Origin of the sequence: Aurantimonas sp. A2-1-M11 (assembly GCF_036549475.1) — a bacterium.
In the GTDB taxonomy this organism is placed as follows: Bacteria; Pseudomonadota; Alphaproteobacteria; order Rhizobiales; family Rhizobiaceae; genus Aurantimonas.
The window spans coordinates 14,661-34,537 of the sequence record NZ_JAZHLI010000041.1 but is presented as its reverse complement, the minus strand read 5'-3'; the positions used below and the strand labels follow the sequence as shown (position 1 = coordinate 34,537).

Genomic DNA, 19,877 nt, shown 5'->3' with positions numbered 1-19,877 from the left:
TTCGTGTCAGCGTGTGATCTTGAAGACGGCGTAGGGCTGTTCATGCGGGTCCATCCACCAGTGCTGGATCTTCCCGCGCCAGACAAATTCCTGCCCCGAGGCCATGTCCGTCACCTTGACCGTGCCGTCGTCGGGCAGGCCGAGTTCCCACATGGGCACCTCGAAATGCCCGCCCTGGGCGGAATGGGGATCGAGGTTGACGAGGAACAGGAGGAACGACGAGCGGTCGGCGGTCCGCTTGCCGTAATACAGGACGTTGTCGTTCCAGAAATTGTAGAAGGCCAGGCTCCGGAAATCCTGCAGTGCCGCTTCCTCGCGGCGGATCCGGTTGAAGAAGGCGATATCCTCGCGGATGTTGCCCTCGGACTTCCAGTCGAAGGCGCGGATCTCGTATTTCTCGGAGTTGAGATACTCCTCCTTGCCGGGCACCGGCAGGAATTCGCAGAGCTCGAAGCCGGAATAGACGCCGTAATTGCCGGCGAGCGAGGCGGCAAGCGCCAGGCGCGTCCGGAAGCCGGGCCGGCCGCTGACCTGCAGGAACACCGGATTGATGTCCGGCGTGTTGACGAAGAAGTTCGGCCGCATGAATTCGGCGCATTCTTCCTGCGTCAGTTCCGTCAGATATTCCGCCAGTTCCGCCTTGGTGTTGCGCCAGGTGAAGTAGGAATAGGACTGGTTGTAGCCGACCTTGGCCAGCCGCTTCATCACCTTGGGCCGGGTAAAGGCCTCGGCGAGGAAGATCACGCCGGGGTCGGCCTTCCTGACTTCGGCGATCATCCACTCCCAGAACGGGAACGGCTTGGTGTGCGGGTTGTCGACGCGAAAGATCCGCACGCCCTTGTCCAGCCAGAACAGCACGACGTCCCGGAGCTCGTACCAGATCGAGGGCAGCGCGCCGCGGTAGAAGTGGACATTGACGATGTCCTCATACTTCTTCGGCGGGTTCTCGGCATATTTGATCGTGCCGTCGGGCCGCCAGTCGAACCATTCCGGATGCTCCTTGATCCAGGGATGGTCGGGCGAACACTGGATGGCGAAGTCGATGGCGACCTCCAGCCCATGGTCCTTGGCGCGCGAGATCAGCCGGGCGAAATCGTCGAAGGTGCCAAGCTCGGGATGGAGGGCGTCATGGCCGCCTTCGGGCGAACCGATGGCATAGGGGCTGCCGGGATCGTCCGCGCTGGGCGTCAGCGTGTTGTTCTTGCCCTTGCGGTTGACCTTGCCGATCGGATGGATCGGCGGGAAATAGAGGACGTCGAAGCCCATTTCCTGGATGTCGGGCAGGCGGTCGATGACGTCGTCGAAGGTGCCGTGGCGGGCCGGGTCGCCGGACTGGGATCGGGGAAATAATTCGTACCAGGCCGAGAACCCGGCGGCCTTGCGGTCGACCCAGACCGGAACATTGCCGGGATAGCGGGACAAATTCGTGCGCTGGCCGGCCACCGCCAGCAGCGCGATCGTCTCCGGATCCTGCAGCAGATGGTACTGGCCGTCGGCATCCGACTTCGCCTGCAGCGCCTCAAGCTTGTCGTAGAGACGCACCACCCCGTCCTGCTGGGCCTTGTTGCCGCGACCGGACTGGCGGGCCGCATGAACCAGTTCGCGCCCTTCGGTCAGCTCCAGGTCGGTGAGCTTGCCGGCATCGCGCTTCTTCTTCGCCTCGTCGCGCCACGTTGCATGGAGATCGCGCCACGCAATGATCGAGAAGCGATAGAGACCGGGACGATCGAAGACGATCTCGGCGGCCCAGCGGTCGTTCTCGACGAAGATCAGCGGCGTCTCGTTCCATTCCTCGCCATCGGCCGCGCCGTAGACGACCGCGGCCGCGATCTTGTCGTGGCCGTCGGAAAAGACATCGGCCTCGACGGTCAGCGGTTCACCTTCCAGCCGCTTCACGGGGAAGCGTCCGCCATCGATCTCCGGGGCAACGGCCTCGATCGCCACACGATTCTGGGCTAGCGCGAGCAATTGCGCCTCGCCGGCGGGTGCCACTCCCGCCGCGGCATCCGCCTTGGCGGGCTTGCGGGACTTGCGTGCGGGCTGGACTGCCTTGACCATGAAGATCCTTCCCCAAATCGAATAACCGGGCCCTTGGAATGGTGGGGCGGTACGGAAATCAATCAACGCTGTGCCTGAGCGACTGATCCCCTGACCCGCATCCCTCCGCGGTGACCGCGATACGCCCCAACCCCGGGATGCCGTCCTTTGGAAAAGTCCCTCGGGGGCGCAATGTTCCGTCCCGCGCCGCATGTGTTGCATTGCGGGACGGCGACAGGTCAGCCGGCGGCTGCGCGGATCGTCTGGCGCTGCTCGCCCAGATGGGTTCCCCCGAGGGTGACGATGTCGCCGGGCTTCAGGAAACGCGGCGGCTTCATGCCCATGCCGACGCCGGGCGGCGTACCGGTGGTGATCACGTCGCCTGGCATGAGCCGCATGAATTGCGAGATGTAGGAGACCAGCATCCGGATCCCGAAGATCATCGTGGCGGTGGAGCCGGTCTGCATCCGTTCCCCATTGACGTCGAGCCACAGGTCCACGGCCTGCGGATCGCCCAGCGTGTCCGGCGTCACCAGCCACGGACCGAGCGGTCCGAAGGTCGGCGCGCTCTTGCCCTTCATCCACTGTCCGCCGCGCTCGGCCTGGAAGGTGCGTTCGGAGACGTCGTTGCACAGGCAGAAGCCGGCAACGTGATCCATGGCGTCCGCCTCCGAGACGTAGCTCGCCTCGTCGCCGATCACGACGGCGATCTCGACTTCCCAATCGAGCTTGTCGGAGCCGCGTGGCACGACGACGTCGTCATGAGGGCCGACGATGCAGGACGGGGCCTTGTTGAAGAGAATCGGCTCCTTGGGGATGTCCATGCCGGATTCCTTGGCATGGTCGGCGTAGTTGAGGCCGACGGCGATGAAATTGCCGACGCGCCCGACGGGCGGTCCGATGCGGTGCGAGGGATCGGCCTTGGCGAGGCCCTTGGGATCGAGCGTTCGAATGCGCTCCATCTGTGCCCGGCCCAGAAACTCTCCGGCGATGTCCCCGACGTCTTCCGACAGATCGCGCAGCACATGATCGTCGTCGATCAGGCCCGGCTTCTCGCTGCCGCTCTCGCCGTATCGTACCAGTCGCATCGCAAATCCCTTCTCCAGCGCCGCCGCTGCGGCATGGCCTGGAAGAAGAGATAGACGGACCGGGCCGCATGTCGCGGCTTTGCGCCGACTTTTCTGCGCGAGGTGCAAGTTCCACGGTCCGAACGGCGTCGCGAAGGCCGGGTTATTGCGGCGCCTCGCCCCTATTTGCGCGGGCCGGCGAGGCGGCAAGATCGGCGCGGGGCGGCAGCGAGCGTCCGGGCGAATGCCGGTCATAAGCCCGGCGCCCGTCGACATAGGTGGCGACCGTCGACCGTTCGTCGCCGAGCACGATCAGCGCGAACAGCTCTTCCTCCAGGGTCTCCACCCGTTCCATCCGGCGGCGCATGGCGGCTGTCGCTTGGCTGTCCAGCACGACGAGATCGGCTTCCATCCCCGGCGCGATACGCCCGATGCGGTTGTCGAGCCCCATGGCCGCGGCATTGCCGGCGGTCAGCATGTGGAAGGCCTCGAAGGCCGGCAGCCGCTGGCCGTTGAGGGCGAGCACCTTGTAGCCCTCGGCCGCGGTCCGCAGCATGGAATAGCTGGTGCCGCCGCCGATATCGGTGGCGATCCCGGCCAGGATGCCCGCGGCCCGCATCCCCGCCAGGTCGAACAGGCCGGAGCCGAGGAACAGGTTCGAGGTCGGGCAGAACACCGCCGTCGCGCCGGCCACCCCCAGCGCGCCGCGCTCGCGGTCCGACAGATGGATGCAATGGCCGAACATCGCCTTCGGCCGCACCAGGCCGTAGCGCTCGTAGACCTCGGTATAATCCTTCGACCAGGGAAACGCCTGGCGCACGAAGGCGATCTCGGCGACATTCTCGGACAGATGCGTCTGGACGTGCATCTCGGGATACTCCGCCGCCAGGGTCTCGCAGGCCTCGAGCTGGGCCTCGCTCGACGTCGGGGCGAAGCGCGGCGTGATGGCGTAGTCGAGCCGACCCTTGCCGTGCCAGCGGCCGATCAGGTCCTGCGACTGCTGGTAGCCGGTGGCGGCCGTGTCGCGCAGCGCCTCGGGGGCGTTGCTGTCCATCATCACCTTGCCGGCGACCATGCGCAGGCTGCGCCGCTCGGCCTCGGCGAAGAAGGCGTCGACGCTCTGGGGATGGCTCGTGCAATAGACCCCGGCGGTCGTCGTGCCGTTGGCGAGCAGTTCGTCGAGGAGGAACCGCGCGGCGGCTTCGGCGACGGCCGGGTCGCCATACCGGCTTTCCTCGGGAAAGGTATATTTCGCCAGCCATTCCATCAGCTCGGCGCCATAGGAGGCGATGACCTGGGTCTGGGGCAGGTGCAGATGCGGGTCGATGAAGCCGGGCATCATCAGATGCGGGCGATGATCGACGACCGGCGTGTCCGGCGGCAGCCGGCGCAGCACCGCCGCGGCGTCGCCGACGTCGCGGATCACGCCGTTCTCGATCAGGACGATGCCGTCCTCGACATAGCGCACGGCGCGCGCCTCGCCCTCCTCGGCCGGGTCGGCGTCGAACCACAGGAGCCGCGCCCGCAATGCCGTGTCGCCGGGACGCCTCATCGCGCTGCCCTCGCGACATAGAGGCCCGAGCCGGAGGCGATCCAGGCCGCCAGCGTCTCGCGCTCCTCGGGCTCCAGGCCGGTGACGTTGCCGGGCGGCATGGCGTGGCTGCGCACGGCCTGCACATCGATCAGCGACGCGTAGTGGATGATCTCCTCGGCCGTCTCCAGCCGCACGTCCTTCGGCGCATGGCCGATGCCCGGCCAGAGCGGCTCCTGCGCATGGCACATGGAGCAGCGTGCCATGACGATGGCTTGCGCCTCCTCGAAATGCGGCGAGGCGGCGAGCGCCAGCTGCGGATCGCCGTCCCAGCGGCCTTCCGCCTGTTCCTCGACGGCGCCGGCATCGGCGCGCCAGCCGGGCGCACCGGACAGGGTGATGACGGCCGCAAACAGGATGCCGGCCACGGCCCAGCACCACCACAGCTGCCGACCAGTGGCATGCATGGTGTTGAAGAAATGCCGGATCACCGCGCCGATCAGCAGCACCAGCCCGGCAATCGCCCAGTTCCATTCTGTGGCGAAGGCCAGCGGATAATGGTTGGACAGCATCAGGAAGATGACCGGCAGGGTCAGGTAGTTGTTGTGCAGCGAGCGCTGCTTGGCCTCCTTGCCGAGCCGCGCCTCCGGCGTGCGGCCGGCCTTCAGGTCGGCCACGACGATGGTCTGATTCGGGATGATGATGAGGAACACGTTGGCGGTCATGATCGTGGCGATCATCGCGCCGGTGTGCAGCATCGCGCCGCGGCCGGAGAAGACCTGCGCGAAGAGGTAGCTGGCGAGCACCACATAGACGAAGAGCGCCGCCAGCAGCGCCGTGTCGCTATTCTTCAGGGGCGACTTGCAGAGACCGTCATAGACGAGCCAGCCCAGCGCCAGGCCGCCGACACCGATCGCGGTGGCGCCCCAGACCGGCAGGTCGGCCCGCTCGGGATCGATCAGATAGAGTTCGGCGCCGACGTAATAGACCAGGAACAGGAGCGCCGCGCCCGACAGCCAGGTGGCATAGCTCTCCCATTTGAACCAGGTGAGGTCCTCGGGCATGTGGCCCGGTGCGACCGTGTATTTCTGGACGTGGTAGAAGCCGCCCCCATGGACCTGCCAGGCCTCGCCGCCGACGCCCTCCGGCAGCTGCCGCGAGCGCCGCAGGCCGAGATCCAGCGCGATGAAATAGAAGGACGAACCGATCCAGGCGATCGCGGTGATCACATGCACCCAACGCACCGCGAAGCCCAGCCATTCGGCGAAATAGGTCCACATCAGCAGAACGTCCCTTACGTGAAAACGGCGGCGAAAGGTCCGAAGGACGCTTCGCCGCCGACAGGCTGACCGGAGCGGTCCCGCGAGAGACCGCTCCGTGATTCAAGGCGCGATCAGTTCTGCACGCCCTCGACGTACCAATCCATCTTGAGCAGGTCGCTGTCGGCGATGACTTCGCCCTCTGCGGCCCGCTCTTCGCCAGACTGATCCTTGATCGGACCGGTGAAGATCTCGTAAGTGCCGGCCTTCGTCTCGTCGACGATCTTCTGGGCCGCGGCCTTCACGTCCTCGGGCATCTTGTCGTTGAACGGCGCCATCTCGACCTCGCCCTCGGCCATGCCGAGCCAGACGTTTTCCGCCTCCCATGTGCCGTCGAGCAGCGCCTGTACCCGCTTGACATAATAGGGGCCCCACTGGTCGACGATCGCGGTCATGTGGGCGTTCGGGGCGAAGCTGGTCATGTCCCAGGCCTGGCCGAAGGCGATGGCACCGGCCTCCTCGGCCGCCTGCAGCGGCGCCGGCGAGTCGGTGTGCTGGGTGATGACGTCGGCGCCCTGGCTGAGCAGCGCCTTGGTGGCGTCGGCCTCCTTGGCGGGATCGTACCAGGAGCTGACCCAGACGACTTGGGTGGTGAACTCCGGATTGACCTTGCGGGCCGCCAGGGTGAAGGCGTTGATGCCCATCACCACCTCGGGGATCGGGAAGGAGGCGATGTAGCCGGCCTTGCCGGTCTCCGACATCATGCCCGCGATGGTGCCGAGCACGGCGCGGCCCTGGTAGAAGCGCGAATTGTACAGGCCCATGTTGTCCGAGCCGGTCTGGTAGCCGGTCGCGTGCTCGAACTTCACGTCCGGGAACTGCTTGGCCACCTTGATCGTCGGGTTCATGAAGCCGAACGACGTGGTGAAGACGATGTCGTTGCCTTCCTGGGCGAGCTGGCGGATGACGCGCTCGGCGTCCGGGCCTTCGGCGACGTTCTCGACATAGGTGGTCTCCACCTTGTCGCCGAGCTTCTCCTCCAGGTACTTGCGGCCCTGGTCATGGGCGTAGGTCCAGCCGAAATCGCCGATCGGGCCGACATAGACGAAGGCGGCCTTCACGGTGTCCTTGCCGTCCTGGGCGAAAGCCGGCAGGGCAAGAGAGGCTGCGGCGGCAAGGCCGACGGCTCCGGCCATCAGGCGGCGTCTGGTGGTATCGAACATGGAGAACTCCTTTTTCGTGTTCGTCGAAAGGTTCAGGCACTGGCCCGGAAGGGTTGGCCGAGACAGGCCGGTGCCGCTGTTCCAGCGCCGCGCCGGCCGGCGGAAATGATCGCCAGCACGAGGATCGTCGCCAGGTAGGGAAGGCTCGCCAGCAGTTCCGGCGCGAAGAAGTTGAGCCCCGCCGCCTTGGCCTGCAGCTCCAGCGTAATCACCGCGCCGAACAGATAGGCGCCGGCCAGCACCCGGCCCGGCCGCCAGGAGGCGAAGACCACGAGCGCGATGGCGATCCAGCCGCGGCCGGCGGTCAGCCGCTCCGCCCACATCGGGGTGAGGACCAGCGAATAATAGCAGCCGCCGAGGCCGGCCATGGCGCCGCCGAACAGCACCGCCAGATAGCGGATCTTCAGCACCGGATAGCCGATCGAATGGGCGGCGCTGTCGCTCTCGCCGACGGCGCGCAGGATCAGCCCCGGCCGGCTGTGCTTGAGGAACCACCAGATCGCCAGGGTCAGGAGGAGGCCGACATAGACCAGCGGCGAATGGCCGAAGACGATCCGCCAGACCGGGTCGTCGGCCAGCGCGGCCGGAAAGACCGGCCCAAGCGTCTGCGTGGTGATGCCGACATAGGGGGCACCGAGCAGCGCCGAGACACCGGTGCCGAAGATCGTCAGCGCCAGGCCGGTCGCGACCTGGTTGGCCATCAGGCTGAGGGTCAGGACGGCAAAGATCGAGGCGGCCAGCGCGCCGGCGAACATCGCGGCCAGCGCACCGAGCGACGGCGCGCCGGTCAGGGTGGCAACGGCAAAGCCGGTGACCGCCCCGATCAGCATCATGCCCTCGACGCCCAGGTTCAGGACGCCGGATTTCTCGACGACGAGCTCGCCGAGCGCCGCGATCAGCAGCGGGGTCGCGGCGGCGGCGACCGTCATCAGGATGGTGATGAACAGCGCAAGGGTCATGCGGTCGCGGCCTCCGCGCGGGTCTCGGTCGCCCCCTGGCGGGCCGCCGGTGACGGGTGTCCTGCGGCAGGCCGGCGCCAGGCCAGCCGATAGCGCACCAGGATGTCGGTCGCCAGGAGGAAGAACAGCATCATCGCCTGGAAGACGCCGGCCGCGGCCGAGGGCAGGCCGAGCGCCGTCTGGGCGCTCTCGCCGCCCACATAGGTCAGGGCCAGGACCATCGCGGCGAGTAGGATGCCGAGCGGATTGAGACGGCCAAGAAAGGCGACGATGATCGCCGTGTAGCCGTAGCCGGTGGGAAACTGCGGCACCATCTGGCCGAAGGGGCCGCTGGCCTCGAGAAGGCCGGCAAGCCCGGCCATGCCGCCACCGGCCATCAGCGCCAGCCACACCGTGGAGGACTGCCGGAAGCCGCCATAGCGCGCCGCCCGCGGGGCGAGGCCGACGACGCGGATCTGGAAGCCGGTGATCGAGCGGGCCATCAGGAACCAGGCGGTCAGCGCCAGCGCCGCGGCGATCGGAATGCCGAGATGGATCAGCGTGCCGGGCACGGCGATGGGCAGGGTCTGGGCCGCCGAGAACATCGCCGTCTGCGGGAAGTTAAAGCCCATTGGGTCCATCCAGGGCCCGCGCATCAGGTAATAGAGCAACTGGATGGCCACGTAGTTGAGCATCAGGCTCGACAGGATCTCGTTGACGTTCAGCCGCGTCTTGAGCAGGGCCGGCACCGCGGCCCAGGCCATGCCGCCCAGGATGCCGGCGACCACCATCACCGGCAGGATCCAGCCGCCGTCGAGATCGAGGGTCAGGAGGGCGACGCCCGTGCCGGCAAGGCCGCCGAGGATGTACTGCCCCTCCGCGCCGATGTTCCAGACATTGGCGCGGAAGCCGATGGACAGGCCGGTGGCGATGATCGCCAGCGGCGCGGCTTTGACCAGCAGATCCTGCCAGCGATACGGATTGAAGAGCGGCCGCACGAAGATCTCGTAAACAGCCAGCGCGCCATTGTGGCCGAGCAGCGTGAACAGGAGCGCGCCCGCGACGAGCGTCAGGGCGACCGCGATGACCGGCGCAGCCAGCATCATGCCCCGGCTCGGCTCGCGCCGCGGTTCGAGGGCGAAGGCCATCAGGCCGCCCTCTCCGCGACCGCGTCCGGCTGGTCGTCCTCGCCATGGACGCCGCCCATCAGGAGGCCGATTCGTTCGACCGAGATGCCCTTCACGTCCATCGCATCCGACAGGCGGCCTCCGTTGATCACCGCCATGCGGTCGCAGAATTCCAGCAGCTCGTCGAGATCCTGGCTGACCACGACGATCGCCGTGCCCTTGCCGGCGAGATCGACCATGGCCTGCCGGATGAAGGACGCGGCGCCCGCATCGACGCCCCAGGTCGGCTGCGACACCACGAGGACGGCCGGCTCCTGCATGATCTCCCGGCCCATGACGAATTTCTGCAGATTGCCGCCCGACAGGCTCGCCGCCGACGCGCCCGGACCGGTGGCCTTGACCGAGAAGGCGTCGATGACCGAAGCGGCGAAGCGGCGTGCGGCCCCGGCGCGGATGATGCCCCCAGAGACCAGCTCCTTGCGCCGGCGGGCCGAAAGGATGGCGTTCTCGGCCAGCGACAGGGACGGCACGGCAGCATGGCCGTTGCGCTCTTCCGGCAGGGTCGCCAGGCCGGCGGCCCGGCGCGCCGTCACCGACAGCCGGGTAATCGGCTGGCCGTCGAGGCTGATCGCGCCGCCTTCATAGTCGGCCCGCTCGCCCGACAGCGCCGACAGGAGTTCGTTCTGGCCATTGCCCGCGACCCCGGCGATGCCGAAGATCTCGCCGGCCCGTACCGTGAAGGATACGTCTGCAAGACTGGTGCCGAAGGGCGGTTCGCCCGACATCGACAGCCCGTCGACCACCAGCCGGGTCTCCCGGGAACACTCGCCCTCGCGGGGCGCCAGGTCCTTGAGGCTGCCGCCGATCATCAGTTCGGCCATGGACCGCGCCGATTCCTCGCGCGGGTCGCATGTGGCCACGACCTTGCCGCCGCGCAGGATGGTCGCCGATTCGCAGAGCAGTTTGATCTCGTGCAGCTTGTGGGAGATGTAGAGGATCGAGCAGCCCTCCGAGGCCAGCCGCCGCAACGTCTCGAAGAGCTGCGCCACCTCCTGGGGTGTCAGCACGGAGGTCGGCTCGTCCATGATCAGCAGTTTCGGCCGCTGCAGCAACGCGCGCACGATCTCGATGCGCTGGCGTTCGCCGACCGACAGCGTGTGGACGTAGCGATGGGGATCGAGGGTCAGCCGATAGGTGGCGAGAACCTCGCGGACCGCCGCCTCCAGCTCGCGGCGCGGCGGCGGATTGTCCATGCCGAGAGCGATGTTCTCCAGCACCGTCATCGCCTCGAACAGCGAGAAATGCTGGAACACCATGCCGATGCCGAGCGCCCGCGCTTCCCTCGGGGACTCGATCGAGACGGAGCGTCCGTCGAAGGTGATGTCGCCCTCGTCGGCCTTCTGCACGCCGTAGATGATCTTGACGAGGGTGGACTTGCCGGCGCCGTTCTCGCCCAGAAGCGCGTGGATTTCCCCGGGCGCGACGGAAAACGACACCGACTCGTTGGCGACCACGCCCGGAAAGCGCTTCGTGATACCGGAAAGCTGCAGCCGTGGCACCATGGAGGAGTGGGTCACCTGATTGATCGGACAGGCGTACTATTGCACTGCGCGGACGCAGCTGCAAAGCGATCGATCAGCATTTCCTGTTGACTGGAAAGCAGGCAGGTCACCAGCTCGGCGGCCGTGAGCGCGGCGATCACCTCGGGTCGCTTGTCCCGCACGGCAGCACCGCCGATCGGCAGCGTCAGCTGCGCGATATCGCCTTCCCGCCCGGCATCGCACAGCTCTCGGCGCAGCCGCTCGCGCTTCGTGGCCGATCCGATCATGCCGACATAGGCGGCGTCGCCGCGGGCCAGCGCCGCGGCGGTCAGAAGAAAGTCGAGCGAATGCTCGTGGGTCATCACGACATAGGCAGCTCCGGGCGGTGCTGCGGCCACTTCGGCCTCCGGCAAGGCGGCCGCCACGGCAGCAACGGCCTCGGGCAGGCCCTCGAGCATCTGCGGCCGGCTGTCGATCATCGTCACCGACAGGGGCAGCGGCGCCAAAGCGTTGGCCAGCGCCCGTCCGGTATGGCCGGCGCCGAAGATCAGCACGGCCGGCTGCGTCCGGCGTCGCGCGGTCTCGTCGTCGCACAGGGCTTGCAGGGTCGATGCATCGGCCGTGCACAGCTCGAGCCGCACATGCCCGCCGCAGCATTGGCCGATCTCGGGGCCGAGGGGGATGTCCAGTGCCGCGGCAGCCTCGCCCACCTCCAGCATCCGGCGGGCGTGCTCGATGGCCTGAAATTCCAGCCGGCCGCCGCCGATCGTGCCGGCCATGGCGTCGGCGGTCACCAGCATCGCCGAGCCGGCTTCGCGCGGCGTTGACCCACGGGCCTCGGTGATCGTGACCAGAACGGCCGGCTGCGATGCCGACAGGGCGGCGCGCAGGGCCGCCGCGACGCTCATGCGGCGCTCCGCACGCTGTCCACCGCGGCCAGCACCCGCTCCGGCGTCGCCGGCACGTCGAGGTCGGGGAATGCCCGCCCATCGCCCGCGGCGATCACCGCGTCGGTCAGCGCCGAGAACACCGAAATCGCCAGCATGAAGGGCGGCTCGCCGACGGCCTTGGAGCGGTAGATCGTCTCGGAACAGTTCTCGCCCTTCTCCCAGATCGCCAGGCGGAGATCGTCCGGCCGGTCGTTGGCGGTCGGGATCTTGTAGGTCGAGGGTGCATGCGTCTTCAGGCGGCCCGCCGCGTCCCACCAGAGCTCTTCCATGGTCAGCCAGCCCATGCCCTGAATGAAGCCGCCCTCGATCTGGCCCCGGTCGATCGCCGGGTTGAGCGAGCGCCCGACATCATGAAGGATGTCGGCGCGCAACAGCCGGTACTCGCCGGTGAGCGTGTCGATCACGACTTCCGAACAGGCCGCGCCATAGGCGAAATAATAGAAGGGCGTGCCACGGGCGCTGTCGCGGTCGTAGCTGATGCCGGGCGTGGCGTAGAACCCGGTCGAGGACAGGGAGATGCGCGCCAGATAGGCCTCGCCGACCAGGTCGCTGAACCGCTTCTCGCCATTGCCGATGCGCACCCGGTTGGCCTCGAACACCACCTGGTCGCGCGGCACGTGATAGCGCTCGACGGCGTAGTCGATGAGCCGGTCCTTGATGATGCGGACGGCCGCCTGCGCCGCCATGCCGTTGAGGTCGGAGCCGGACGAGGCCGCCGTCGCCGAGGTGTTGGGCACCTTGGCCGTCGTCGTGCCGGTGATCTTCACCGCCTCGACGTCGATCTGGAATTCCTCGGCGACGACCTGCGCGATCTTGGTGAAGAGGCCCTGCCCCATCTCGGTGCCGCCATGGTTCAGCGTCACCGAGCCGTCCTTGTAGACATGGACGAGGGCACCGGCCTGGTTGAGATGGCTGGTGGTGAAGGAGATGCCGAACTTCACCGGCGTCAGGGCCAGGCCCTTCTTCACGATCGGGTTGGCGGCGTTGAACGCCCGGATCGCGTCCCGGCGCGCGCGATAGCCGCTGCTCGTTTCCAGTTCCCCAACGATCTCGCCGATGACCGAATCGGTGACCGGCATGTGGTAGGGCGTCGGCGCCGGGCCGGTGTCGCTGTCGGGCGCCGGGTAGAAATTGCGCTTGCGTACGTCGAGGGGGTCGATCCCCGTGGCGAAGGCGATGCGGTCCATGGCGCGCTCGATGCCGACCATTCCCTGCGGCCCGCCAAAGCCGCGAAACGCCGTGTTGGAGACGGTGTGGGTCTTCAGCCGCCGCGAGTGGATCCGGGCCGCCGGCAATGCGTAGGCGTTGTCGGCATGGAACATCGCCCGGTCGGCGATGGCTGCCGAGAGGTCCTTGGAATAGCCGCAGCGCACGAGATGGGCGAAGTCGACGGCTGCGATCCGGCCGTCCGCGTCGAAGCCGAGATCGTAGTCGATCCGGACTTCGTGGCGCTTGCCGGTCATCACCATGTCGTCGTCGCGGTCGAGCCGGCACTTGGCCGGGCGACCGGTCTTCACCGCCGCCAGCGCCGCGACCGCGGCGAACAGCGCCGGCTGGCTCTCCTTGCCACCGAAACCGCCGCCCATGCGCCGCACCTCGACGACCACCGCATGGTCGGGAAGGCCGAGCAGCTTGGCGACATTGTGCTGGACTTCCGACGGATGCTGGGTGGAGGAGCGCACGAGCACGTCGCCGTCCTCGCCAGGGATCGCATAGGCGATCTGGCCTTCCAGATAGAAATGGTCCTGGCCCCCGATCTCGATCCGGCCGCGCAGGCGCTGGGCGGCTGCGTCGAGCGCCGCGCCGGCATCGCCGAGCCGCATCTCGTGGGAGGGCAGCAGATCCTCGCCGGCTTCGTCGGCCAGCGCGATCGCCGCGTCGAGCGTGATCGCCGCCGGCAGATCCTCGTAGGCAATGATCGCGCGCCCGGCCGCGGCACGGGCTGCGGCGGCCGTTTCGGCGGCAACGGCGAAGATCGGCTGCCCGACATACTGGACGATCGCGTCGTCGCCTTCGAACGGCGGGAACACCGGATCGTCGCCGAAGACCGGCGAATAGTCGTTCTGGCCGCGAATGTCCGCCGCTGTCAGCACCGCCGCGACGCCCGGCGCGCTGCGCACCGCGTCCAGATCCATCGACACGATGCGCGCATGGGCCCGCTCGGACATGGCGATGAAGATCTGCAGCGTGCCCGGCAGTTCCGGGTCGTCGTCGATGTAGCGGGCAGTGCCTGCGACGTGCTTGGCGCCGCTGTCATGGGCGAGCACCGCACTGACGCCGCCACGGATGGCGCGCGCTTCTCCCGGTCTGCGTTCATCCAGCTCCGCCGGCGAGGGCTCGCCGGCCGCGCCGCGATCCTGGATGCGGGTCTCGTCCATCACGATGCCGCTCCAACGGGTTCGCCGCCCGATTCCGGCCGGATGTCGGCAAGGTTGATGCGCGGTGCGCCCAGTTCCTGCAGGCCGAAACGCCGCAGCAGGTTCTGCGCCGACTTCAGCCGGTATTCGGCCGAGGCCCGCATGTCGGTGAGCGGCATGAAATCTTCGGACAAAACCGCCACCGCCGCTTCAATGGCGTGCGTGTCGAACGGCCGGCCGGCGAGCGCCGCCTCGGCCCGCGCGGCGCGCTTCGGTACGCCGGCCATGCCGCCGAAGGCCAGCCGCGCTTCGGTGACGCGGGCGCCCGGCCCCTCGCCGTCCAGGGTCAGGCAGAAGGCGGCCATGACCGCCGAGATGTCGGAATCCAGGCGCTTGGAGATCTTGTGGGCGAAGAAGCGCTGGTTGTCCTCCAGCCGCGGCACCTCGATCGCCACGACGAGTTCGCTTTTGGCCCGGTCCTGCCTGCCATATTCAATGAAAAAGTCTTCCAGCGGCAGTTGCCGGGACTCGTCGCCCTTGCGCAGATGCAGGACGGCGTCCAGCGCGATCAGGCAGGGCGGCAGGTCGCCGATGGGCGAGCCATTGGCGATGTTGCCGCCGATGGTGCCGGCATTGCGGATCTGATAGCCGGCAAAGCGGCGCAGCATCTCGCCGAGATCGGGATGGATGTCGGCAAGGATGCCCCGCGCCTCGCGATGGGTGACGGCCGCGCCGAAATAGACCCGGCCCCCCGCCTCCTCGATGACGCGCAGGTCCCGGACATGGCTGACGTCGATCAGGGTCGGCAGGTCGCGGTGCTGCTTGGTGACCCACAGGCCCACATCGGTCGCGCCCGCCACCAGCACGGCGTCCGGATGCGCGGCATAGAGGTCGGCGAGATCGTCGACATTGGTCGGCGCAAACCAGCGCCGGTCGCCTTGCTCATAGGCGAAGATGTCGTCCCCTTCGATGGCGCGGAGCCGGCGGGACAGCGCGGCATCGTCGGCGCGCGTGTCCGGCAAGGGCTCGGCGGCCAGGTCGAGGCCCGCATCGATGATCGGCCCGTAGCCGGTGCAGCGGCACAGATTGCCTGCGATCAGATCCTTCACCGACGCGCGGTCGGACATCGCGCCGGTCAGCCAGCCGGCATAAAGCTGCATGACGAAGCCCGGCGTGCAGAAACCGCACTGGCTGCCGTGGCGCTCCACCATCGCAGTCTGCACCGGATGCGGCCCGTTGCGGCCGACATGCTCCACCGTCTCGATGGCGCGGCCGTTCATCGCCGGCAGGAACTGGATGCAGGCATTGACCGCCCGGCGGTGCAGGCCGCCGTCGCCGTCGGATTCGCACACGAGCACCGTGCAGGCGCCGCAATCGCCTTCCGCACAGCCTTCCTTCGTGCCGGTCAGCCGTTCGGTCCGCCGCAGATGTTCCAGAAGCGTGGTCGTCGGCGCGACGCCGTCGACGGAACGGTCCTCGCCATTGAGGACGAAGCGGATCGGCCGGGCGGGAATCGCCGTCATCAGCTCCCCCGATAGGTCGAATAGCCGAAGGGCGAGAGCAGCAGCGGCACGTGATAATGCGCGTGCTCGGCAATGCCGAAGCGCAGCACCACGTCGCCGAGGAATTTCGGCTCCTGCAGGTCGATGCCCATGGCATCGAAATAGGCGCCCGCCGCGAAGACCAGCTCGTATTCGCCGATCGCGAAGGCCTCGCCCGCCATCAGCGGCGCGTCGCAGCGCCCGTCGGTATTCGTGACGGCCTCGGCGACGATCGTGCGGCTGCCGCCCGGCCCAAGCCGCGCCAGCGTGACGGCGATCCCGGAGCCGGGGCGACCGAGACTGGTATCCAGCACATGTGTCGTCAGCCGCGCCTGTTCTGCTTCGCCCATCGAGGCCATTCCACCGCCATTTTTGACCATTCGGTCAGCATCCTGCACCGTGCGATGCGGGGCCGTAAAGCGGGCTGTCACACAATTGTCCCACTCGCCGTCGCGCCCATGCGCCACACATCCCCCGGGGCAACGATTCCGCCGGGATGGCGGGACATCAAGGGCGAGATCATGCGCGACGGACCGGCCTTTCTCTTCGACCTCGACGGCACGCTGGTCGACAGCGTCTACCAGCATGTCATCGCCTGGCAGGAGGCGCTCGAATCGGAGGGCATCGCCCTGTCGGTCTGGCGCATCCACCGCAAGATCGGCATGAGCGGCGGGCTGTTCACCAACCAGTTGCTGCGCGAGACCGACCGCGAGATCACCAAGGAAACCTCGGAGCGTCTGCGCCGCCTGCACGCGGAAGCCTACGGGCGGCACGCCCATATGGTGCGGCCGTTGCCCGGCGCCACGGAGCTGCTGCAGGCGCTGACCGACGGCGGCGTCAAATGGGCGATCGCCACCAGCGGCCGGATGGAGACGGCGCGGCACAATCTCGACCGGCTGGGGGTGGATCCTGACAAGGTGCCGGTGATCACCCGCGACCTGGTGAAATACGCCAAGCCCGATCCGGACCTGTTCATCGCCGCCGCCGAGCGGCTGGGCGTGGCGACGGACACCACCATCGTCGTCGGTGATTCGATCTGGGACATGCTGGCGGCCCAGCGCTGCCGCGCCCTCGGTGTCGGCCTGCTATCCGGGGGCTACGGCACCGACGAACTGGAGCGCGCCGGCGCCTTCCGCGTCTACGAGGACCCGGCCGACATGCTGCTCCACATCGACGAGGTGGGCGGCCGGCGCTGACGGGGGCCAAGCCTCGCCTCGACGCTTCCAGAAACGGCGAGCTTCGGGCTATGTCTTGCGCAGACCGCAGCATCCGCCCGACGATCGGAATCGATGTTCGGCAAGCACGATGCCGAGATTCACAAGCTTAGAGCCTGCATGACGTCAAACCGCTATCCGCGCGACCTCCTCGGCTCCGGCCGCACGCCGCCCGCCCCGCAATGGCCCAATCCAGGCGGCAGCGGCCCCGCCAGGATCTGTGTCCAGTTCGTCGTCAATTACGAGGAAGGCGGCGAAAATGCCGTCCTTCACGGCGACGCGGCCTCGGAAGCGTTCCTGTCGGAGATCGTCGGCGCGCAGCCCTGGCCGGGCATGCGCCACATGAACATGGAATCGATCTACGAATATGGCTCGCGCGCCGGCTTCTGGCGCCTGTGGCGCATGTTCACCGAGCGCGGACTGCCGGCCACGGTGTTCGGCGTGGCGACCGCCCTGGAGCGCAACCCGGAGGCCGTCGCGGCGATGCAGGAGGCCGATTGGGAGATCGCCTCGCATGGCCTGAAATGGATCGACTACAAGGATTACAGCCGCGACGACGAACGCCGCGACATGCGCGAAGCGGTCGCGCTGCACGCGGCGATCACCGGCGAACGCCCGCTCGGCTGGTACACCGGCCGCTCGTCCCAGCATTCGCTGGAGCTCGCCGCCGAAGAGGGCGGCTTCCTCTATGCCTGCGACGCCTATGCCGACGATCTGCCCTATTGGCAGGAGACCGAATCCGGGCCGCTGCTGGTGCTGCCCTACACGCTCGACACCAACGACATGCGCTTCGCCACGCCCCAGGGCTTCAATTCCGGCGACCAGTTCTTCGCCTATCTGAAGGACGCCTTCGACGTCCTGTATGCCGAAGGCGAGGCCGGCCAGGCGAAGATGCTGAGCATCGGCCTGCACTGCCGGCTGGTCGGCCGTCCCGGCCGCGCCGCGGCCTTGGCGCGCTTCCTCGACTACGTGCAGTCCCGACCCGACGTCTGGGTCGCCCGGCGGATCGACATCGCGCGCCACTGGCGCGAGCGCTTTCCCTTCGTGCCCCCCTACCGGCCGAGCCGGCTGCCCGCAGCCGCCTTCGTGGAGACCTTCGGTTCGGTCTTCGAGCATTCGCCATTCGTCGCCGAGCGCACGGTCGATCGCGGCCTCGGCGCCGCCCACGATACACCCGCCGGTATTGCCGCCGCGATGATCCAGGCGTTCCGTCTCGCCGGCGAGGACGAGCGCATGTCCATCCTGAAGGCCCATCCCGACCTCGCCGGCAGGCTGGCGCTGGCCGGCGACCTGACCGAGCAGTCGCAATCCGAGCAGGCCGGCGCCGGGCTGGACCGGCTGAGCGAGGCGGAACTCGCCCGCTTTACCGACCTCAACACCCGCTATGTCGCGCGCTTCGGCTTTCCCTTCATCATCGCCGTCAAGGGACTGTCGAAGGACGACATCCTCTCCGCCTTCGAAGCCAGGATCGGCAACGATCCGGCCACCGAATTCTCCACTGCATGCCGGCAGGTCGAACGGATCGCCCGGCTGCGCATCGCCCAGATCTTCAAGGATGCCGCATGAGTTCCGAACGCTTCCTCACCGCCGATCCCGCACCCGAGACGGCAGATCTCCTGAAGCGCTACGTGGATCTTGCCCATCCGCGGCTTGGCACCGAGGTCGTGTCCGCGACCGACGATTTCTTCGCCGACAAGAGCCGGCTGATCGCCCCCGAGACGCCGGTGTTCTTCCCCGAGCGCTTCGACGACCACGGCAAGTGGATGGACGGCTGGGAATCGCGGCGCAAGCGCACCCCCGGCCACGACCACGCCGTCATCCGCCTCGGCCAGCGCGGCACCATCGCCGCCGTCGACATCGACACCGCCTTCTTCACCGGCAATTTCCCGCCGGAAGCGGCGCTGGAGGCGGCCGACACGGTGGACGAGCCGCGCGAGGACGAATGGCAGAGCATCGTCGGGCGCATGGATCTGAAGGGCGACAGCCACCACATCGTCGCCACCGATGCGGCTGGCCCGTTCCGCTGGCTGCGCCTGCATATCTACCCCGATGGCGGCATGGCGCGCCTGCGGGTCTACGGCACCATCGCGAAGGACTGGTCCGAGGTGGGTCCCGACGAGGTGGTGGACTTGGCCGCCCTGACCAATGGCGGCACCGCCATCGCGTGGAACGACGCCCATTTCGGGGCGCCCGCCAACATGCTGGCCCCGGGCCGCGCACCGGTCATGGCCGATGGCTGGGAGACCGCGCGCCGGCGACGGCCCGGCAACGACTGGTGCGTCATCAGGCTCGGCACCGCAGGCACGATCTCCAACCTCCTGATCGACACCCGCCACTTCAAGGGCAACTTCCCCGACCGCTTCAGCCTGCGCGCCGCGCATCTGGACGCCGATCCCGCGCCCGAATCCATCGAGGCGGACAGCGCAGCATGGCCGGTCCTCGTCGACGAGACCCGGCTGGCGGCCGACGAGGAACGGACCTTCAACGACGTCGCGGCGCTCGGGCCGGTGACCCATGTGCGGCTCGACATCTTCCCCGATGGCGGCGTGTCGCGGCTGCGGCTCTACGGCACCAAGGCGTCATGAGCGGGACCGACCGGGACCTTCCCGTCCATCCCCTGACGCGCGCGGCCTTCGCGCCCTTCGGCGACGTGATCGAGACGAACGGGGCCGCGCATTTCGCCATCAACGGCGGCACGACGACCCGCTTCCACGATCTTGCCCGGGTGGATGTCTCCGCGCAGGGCGGCCATCCGCTGATCTCGATCTTCCGGGGGCAGCCCTTCGCCTTTCCGATCGAGATCGCGATGATGGAGCGTCATCCGCTGGGCAGCCAGGCCTTCGCCCCGCTGCAGGACCGGGCCTATCTCGTCGTCGTCGCACCCGACGCGGACGGCGCGCCCGGAACACCCGTGGCGTTCCTGGCGAGGGGCCGGCAAGGCGTGAACTATGCGCCGGGAACCTGGCATCATCCGCTGTTGTCGCTCGAAGCCGTCAGCGAGTTCCTGGTCGTCGACCGGGGCGGCGAAGGCAACAATCTGGAGGAGGCGCGTTATCGGGCGCCCTACCGGGTGACCGGCAAAGCCTGAGCAA

16 protein-coding genes are annotated in these 19,877 nt (G+C 67.9%); 4 read left to right on the top strand and 12 right to left on the bottom strand.

From position 1 onward, the window contains the following. Positions 1-6: 6 nt before the first annotated feature. The 12 genes from VQ042_RS17020 to uraH form a co-directional block, all read right to left on the bottom strand. Complete coding sequence (locus tag VQ042_RS17020) at positions 7-2,058, bottom strand: alpha-1,4-glucan--maltose-1-phosphate maltosyltransferase (protein WP_331821419.1); 2,052 nt, start codon at positions 2,056-2,058, stop codon at positions 7-9. 218 nt (positions 2,059-2,276) lie between these two features. Next, entirely contained in the window at positions 2,277-3,125 is an 849-nt protein-coding gene (locus VQ042_RS17015) for a fumarylacetoacetate hydrolase family protein (RefSeq protein WP_331821417.1), read from the bottom strand. Positions 3,126-3,267: 142 nt separating this feature from the next. Next, complete coding sequence (gene guaD / locus VQ042_RS17010; RefSeq protein WP_331821415.1) at positions 3,268-4,656, bottom strand: guanine deaminase; 1,389 nt, start codon at positions 4,654-4,656, stop codon at positions 3,268-3,270. Further along, positions 4,653-5,915: a urate hydroxylase PuuD gene (locus VQ042_RS17005; RefSeq protein WP_331821413.1), complete on the bottom strand. Its 1,263-nt coding sequence runs from the start codon at positions 5,913-5,915 to the stop codon at positions 4,653-4,655. The genes guaD and VQ042_RS17005 overlap by 4 nt, the downstream gene beginning before the upstream one ends. 113 nt (positions 5,916-6,028) lie before the next feature. Next, entirely contained in the window at positions 6,029-7,090 is a 1,062-nt protein-coding gene (locus VQ042_RS17000) for a BMP family ABC transporter substrate-binding protein (protein ID WP_442880110.1), read from the bottom strand. 59 nt (positions 7,091-7,149) lie between these two features. After that, positions 7,150-8,076 (bottom strand): ABC transporter permease, encoded by a 927-nt coding sequence (locus tag VQ042_RS16995; RefSeq protein WP_331821409.1) that lies wholly within the window; start codon positions 8,074-8,076, stop codon positions 7,150-7,152. Further along, complete coding sequence (locus VQ042_RS16990; protein WP_331821408.1) at positions 8,073-9,203, bottom strand: ABC transporter permease; 1,131 nt, start codon at positions 9,201-9,203, stop codon at positions 8,073-8,075. Before VQ042_RS16990 ends, VQ042_RS16995 begins: the two co-directional genes overlap by 4 nt. Further along, a complete protein-coding gene (locus VQ042_RS16985) occupies positions 9,203-10,744 on the bottom strand; it encodes an ABC transporter ATP-binding protein (protein ID WP_331821437.1) in 1,542 nt (513 codons plus the stop codon). Before VQ042_RS16985 ends, VQ042_RS16990 begins: the two co-directional genes overlap by 1 nt. Positions 10,745-10,755: 11 nt before the next feature. Then, positions 10,756-11,631, bottom strand: a complete 876-nt coding sequence (xdhC, locus tag VQ042_RS16980) for a xanthine dehydrogenase accessory protein XdhC (protein WP_331821407.1) — start codon at positions 11,629-11,631, stop codon at positions 10,756-10,758. After that, positions 11,628-14,051: a xanthine dehydrogenase molybdopterin binding subunit gene (xdhB, locus tag VQ042_RS16975; protein ID WP_331821435.1), complete on the bottom strand. Its 2,424-nt coding sequence runs from the start codon at positions 14,049-14,051 to the stop codon at positions 11,628-11,630. The genes xdhC and xdhB overlap by 4 nt, the downstream gene beginning before the upstream one ends. Next, the gene (gene xdhA / locus VQ042_RS16970) at positions 14,051-15,553 is read right to left on the bottom strand and encodes a xanthine dehydrogenase small subunit (RefSeq protein WP_331821405.1); all 1,503 of its coding nucleotides are present in this window, start codon (positions 15,551-15,553) and stop codon (positions 14,051-14,053) included. Before xdhA ends, xdhB begins: the two co-directional genes overlap by 1 nt. After that, complete coding sequence (gene uraH / locus VQ042_RS16965; protein ID WP_331821433.1) at positions 15,553-15,930, bottom strand: hydroxyisourate hydrolase; 378 nt, start codon at positions 15,928-15,930, stop codon at positions 15,553-15,555. The genes xdhA and uraH overlap by 1 nt, the downstream gene beginning before the upstream one ends. A gap of 162 nt (positions 15,931-16,092) precedes the next feature. Between uraH and VQ042_RS16960 the strand changes: the two genes are divergently transcribed. From VQ042_RS16960 to VQ042_RS16945, 4 genes are all read left to right on the top strand, one after another. Then, a complete protein-coding gene (locus tag VQ042_RS16960; protein WP_331821431.1) occupies positions 16,093-16,767 on the top strand; it encodes an HAD family hydrolase in 675 nt (224 codons plus the stop codon). Between the two features lie 138 nt (positions 16,768-16,905). After that, on the top strand, positions 16,906-18,351 hold the full coding sequence (gene puuE, locus VQ042_RS16955; RefSeq protein WP_331821403.1) for an allantoinase PuuE: 1,446 nt from the start codon (positions 16,906-16,908) through the stop codon (positions 18,349-18,351). Next, positions 18,348-19,370, top strand: a complete 1,023-nt coding sequence (alc, locus tag VQ042_RS16950) for an allantoicase (RefSeq protein ID WP_331821401.1) — start codon at positions 18,348-18,350, stop codon at positions 19,368-19,370. The genes puuE and alc overlap by 4 nt, the downstream gene beginning before the upstream one ends. Continuing rightward, positions 19,367-19,873, top strand: coding sequence for an ureidoglycolate lyase (locus tag VQ042_RS16945; RefSeq protein ID WP_331821399.1), 507 nt, complete (start codon positions 19,367-19,369; stop codon positions 19,871-19,873). Before alc ends, VQ042_RS16945 begins: the two co-directional genes overlap by 4 nt. Positions 19,874-19,877: the final 4 nt, after the last annotated feature.

Bases quoted from the DNA above. Each gene is read 5' to 3' on its own strand.
- VQ042_RS17020 (WP_331821419.1), bottom strand. From the start codon at position 2,058: ATGGTCAAGGCAGTCCAGCCCGCACGCAAGTCCCGCAAGCCCGCCAAG.
- VQ042_RS17015 (WP_331821417.1), bottom strand. From the start codon at position 3,125: ATGCGACTGGTACGATACGGCGAGAGCGGCAGCGAGAAGCCGGGCCTG.
- guaD (WP_331821415.1), bottom strand. From the start codon at position 4,656: ATGAGGCGTCCCGGCGACACGGCATTGCGGGCGCGGCTCCTGTGGTTC.
- VQ042_RS17005 (WP_331821413.1), bottom strand. From the start codon at position 5,915: ATGTGGACCTATTTCGCCGAATGGCTGGGCTTCGCGGTGCGTTGGGTG.
- VQ042_RS17000 (WP_442880110.1), bottom strand. From the start codon at position 7,090: ATGGCCGGAGCCGTCGGCCTTGCCGCCGCAGCCTCTCTTGCCCTGCCG.
- VQ042_RS16995 (WP_331821409.1), bottom strand. From the start codon at position 8,076: ATGACCCTTGCGCTGTTCATCACCATCCTGATGACGGTCGCCGCCGCC.
- VQ042_RS16990 (WP_331821408.1), bottom strand. From the start codon at position 9,203: ATGGCCTTCGCCCTCGAACCGCGGCGCGAGCCGAGCCGGGGCATGATG.
- VQ042_RS16985 (WP_331821437.1), bottom strand. From the start codon at position 10,744: ATGGTGCCACGGCTGCAGCTTTCCGGTATCACGAAGCGCTTTCCGGGC.
- xdhC (WP_331821407.1), bottom strand. From the start codon at position 11,631: ATGAGCGTCGCGGCGGCCCTGCGCGCCGCCCTGTCGGCATCGCAGCCG.
- xdhB (WP_331821435.1), bottom strand. From the start codon at position 14,051: ATGGACGAGACCCGCATCCAGGATCGCGGCGCGGCCGGCGAGCCCTCG.
- xdhA (WP_331821405.1), bottom strand. From the start codon at position 15,553: ATGACGGCGATTCCCGCCCGGCCGATCCGCTTCGTCCTCAATGGCGAG.
- uraH (WP_331821433.1), bottom strand. From the start codon at position 15,930: ATGGCCTCGATGGGCGAAGCAGAACAGGCGCGGCTGACGACACATGTG.
- VQ042_RS16960 (WP_331821431.1), top strand. From the start codon at position 16,093: ATGCGCGACGGACCGGCCTTTCTCTTCGACCTCGACGGCACGCTGGTC.
- puuE (WP_331821403.1), top strand. From the start codon at position 16,906: ATGACGTCAAACCGCTATCCGCGCGACCTCCTCGGCTCCGGCCGCACG.
- alc (WP_331821401.1), top strand. From the start codon at position 18,348: ATGAGTTCCGAACGCTTCCTCACCGCCGATCCCGCACCCGAGACGGCA.
- VQ042_RS16945 (WP_331821399.1), top strand. From the start codon at position 19,367: ATGAGCGGGACCGACCGGGACCTTCCCGTCCATCCCCTGACGCGCGCG.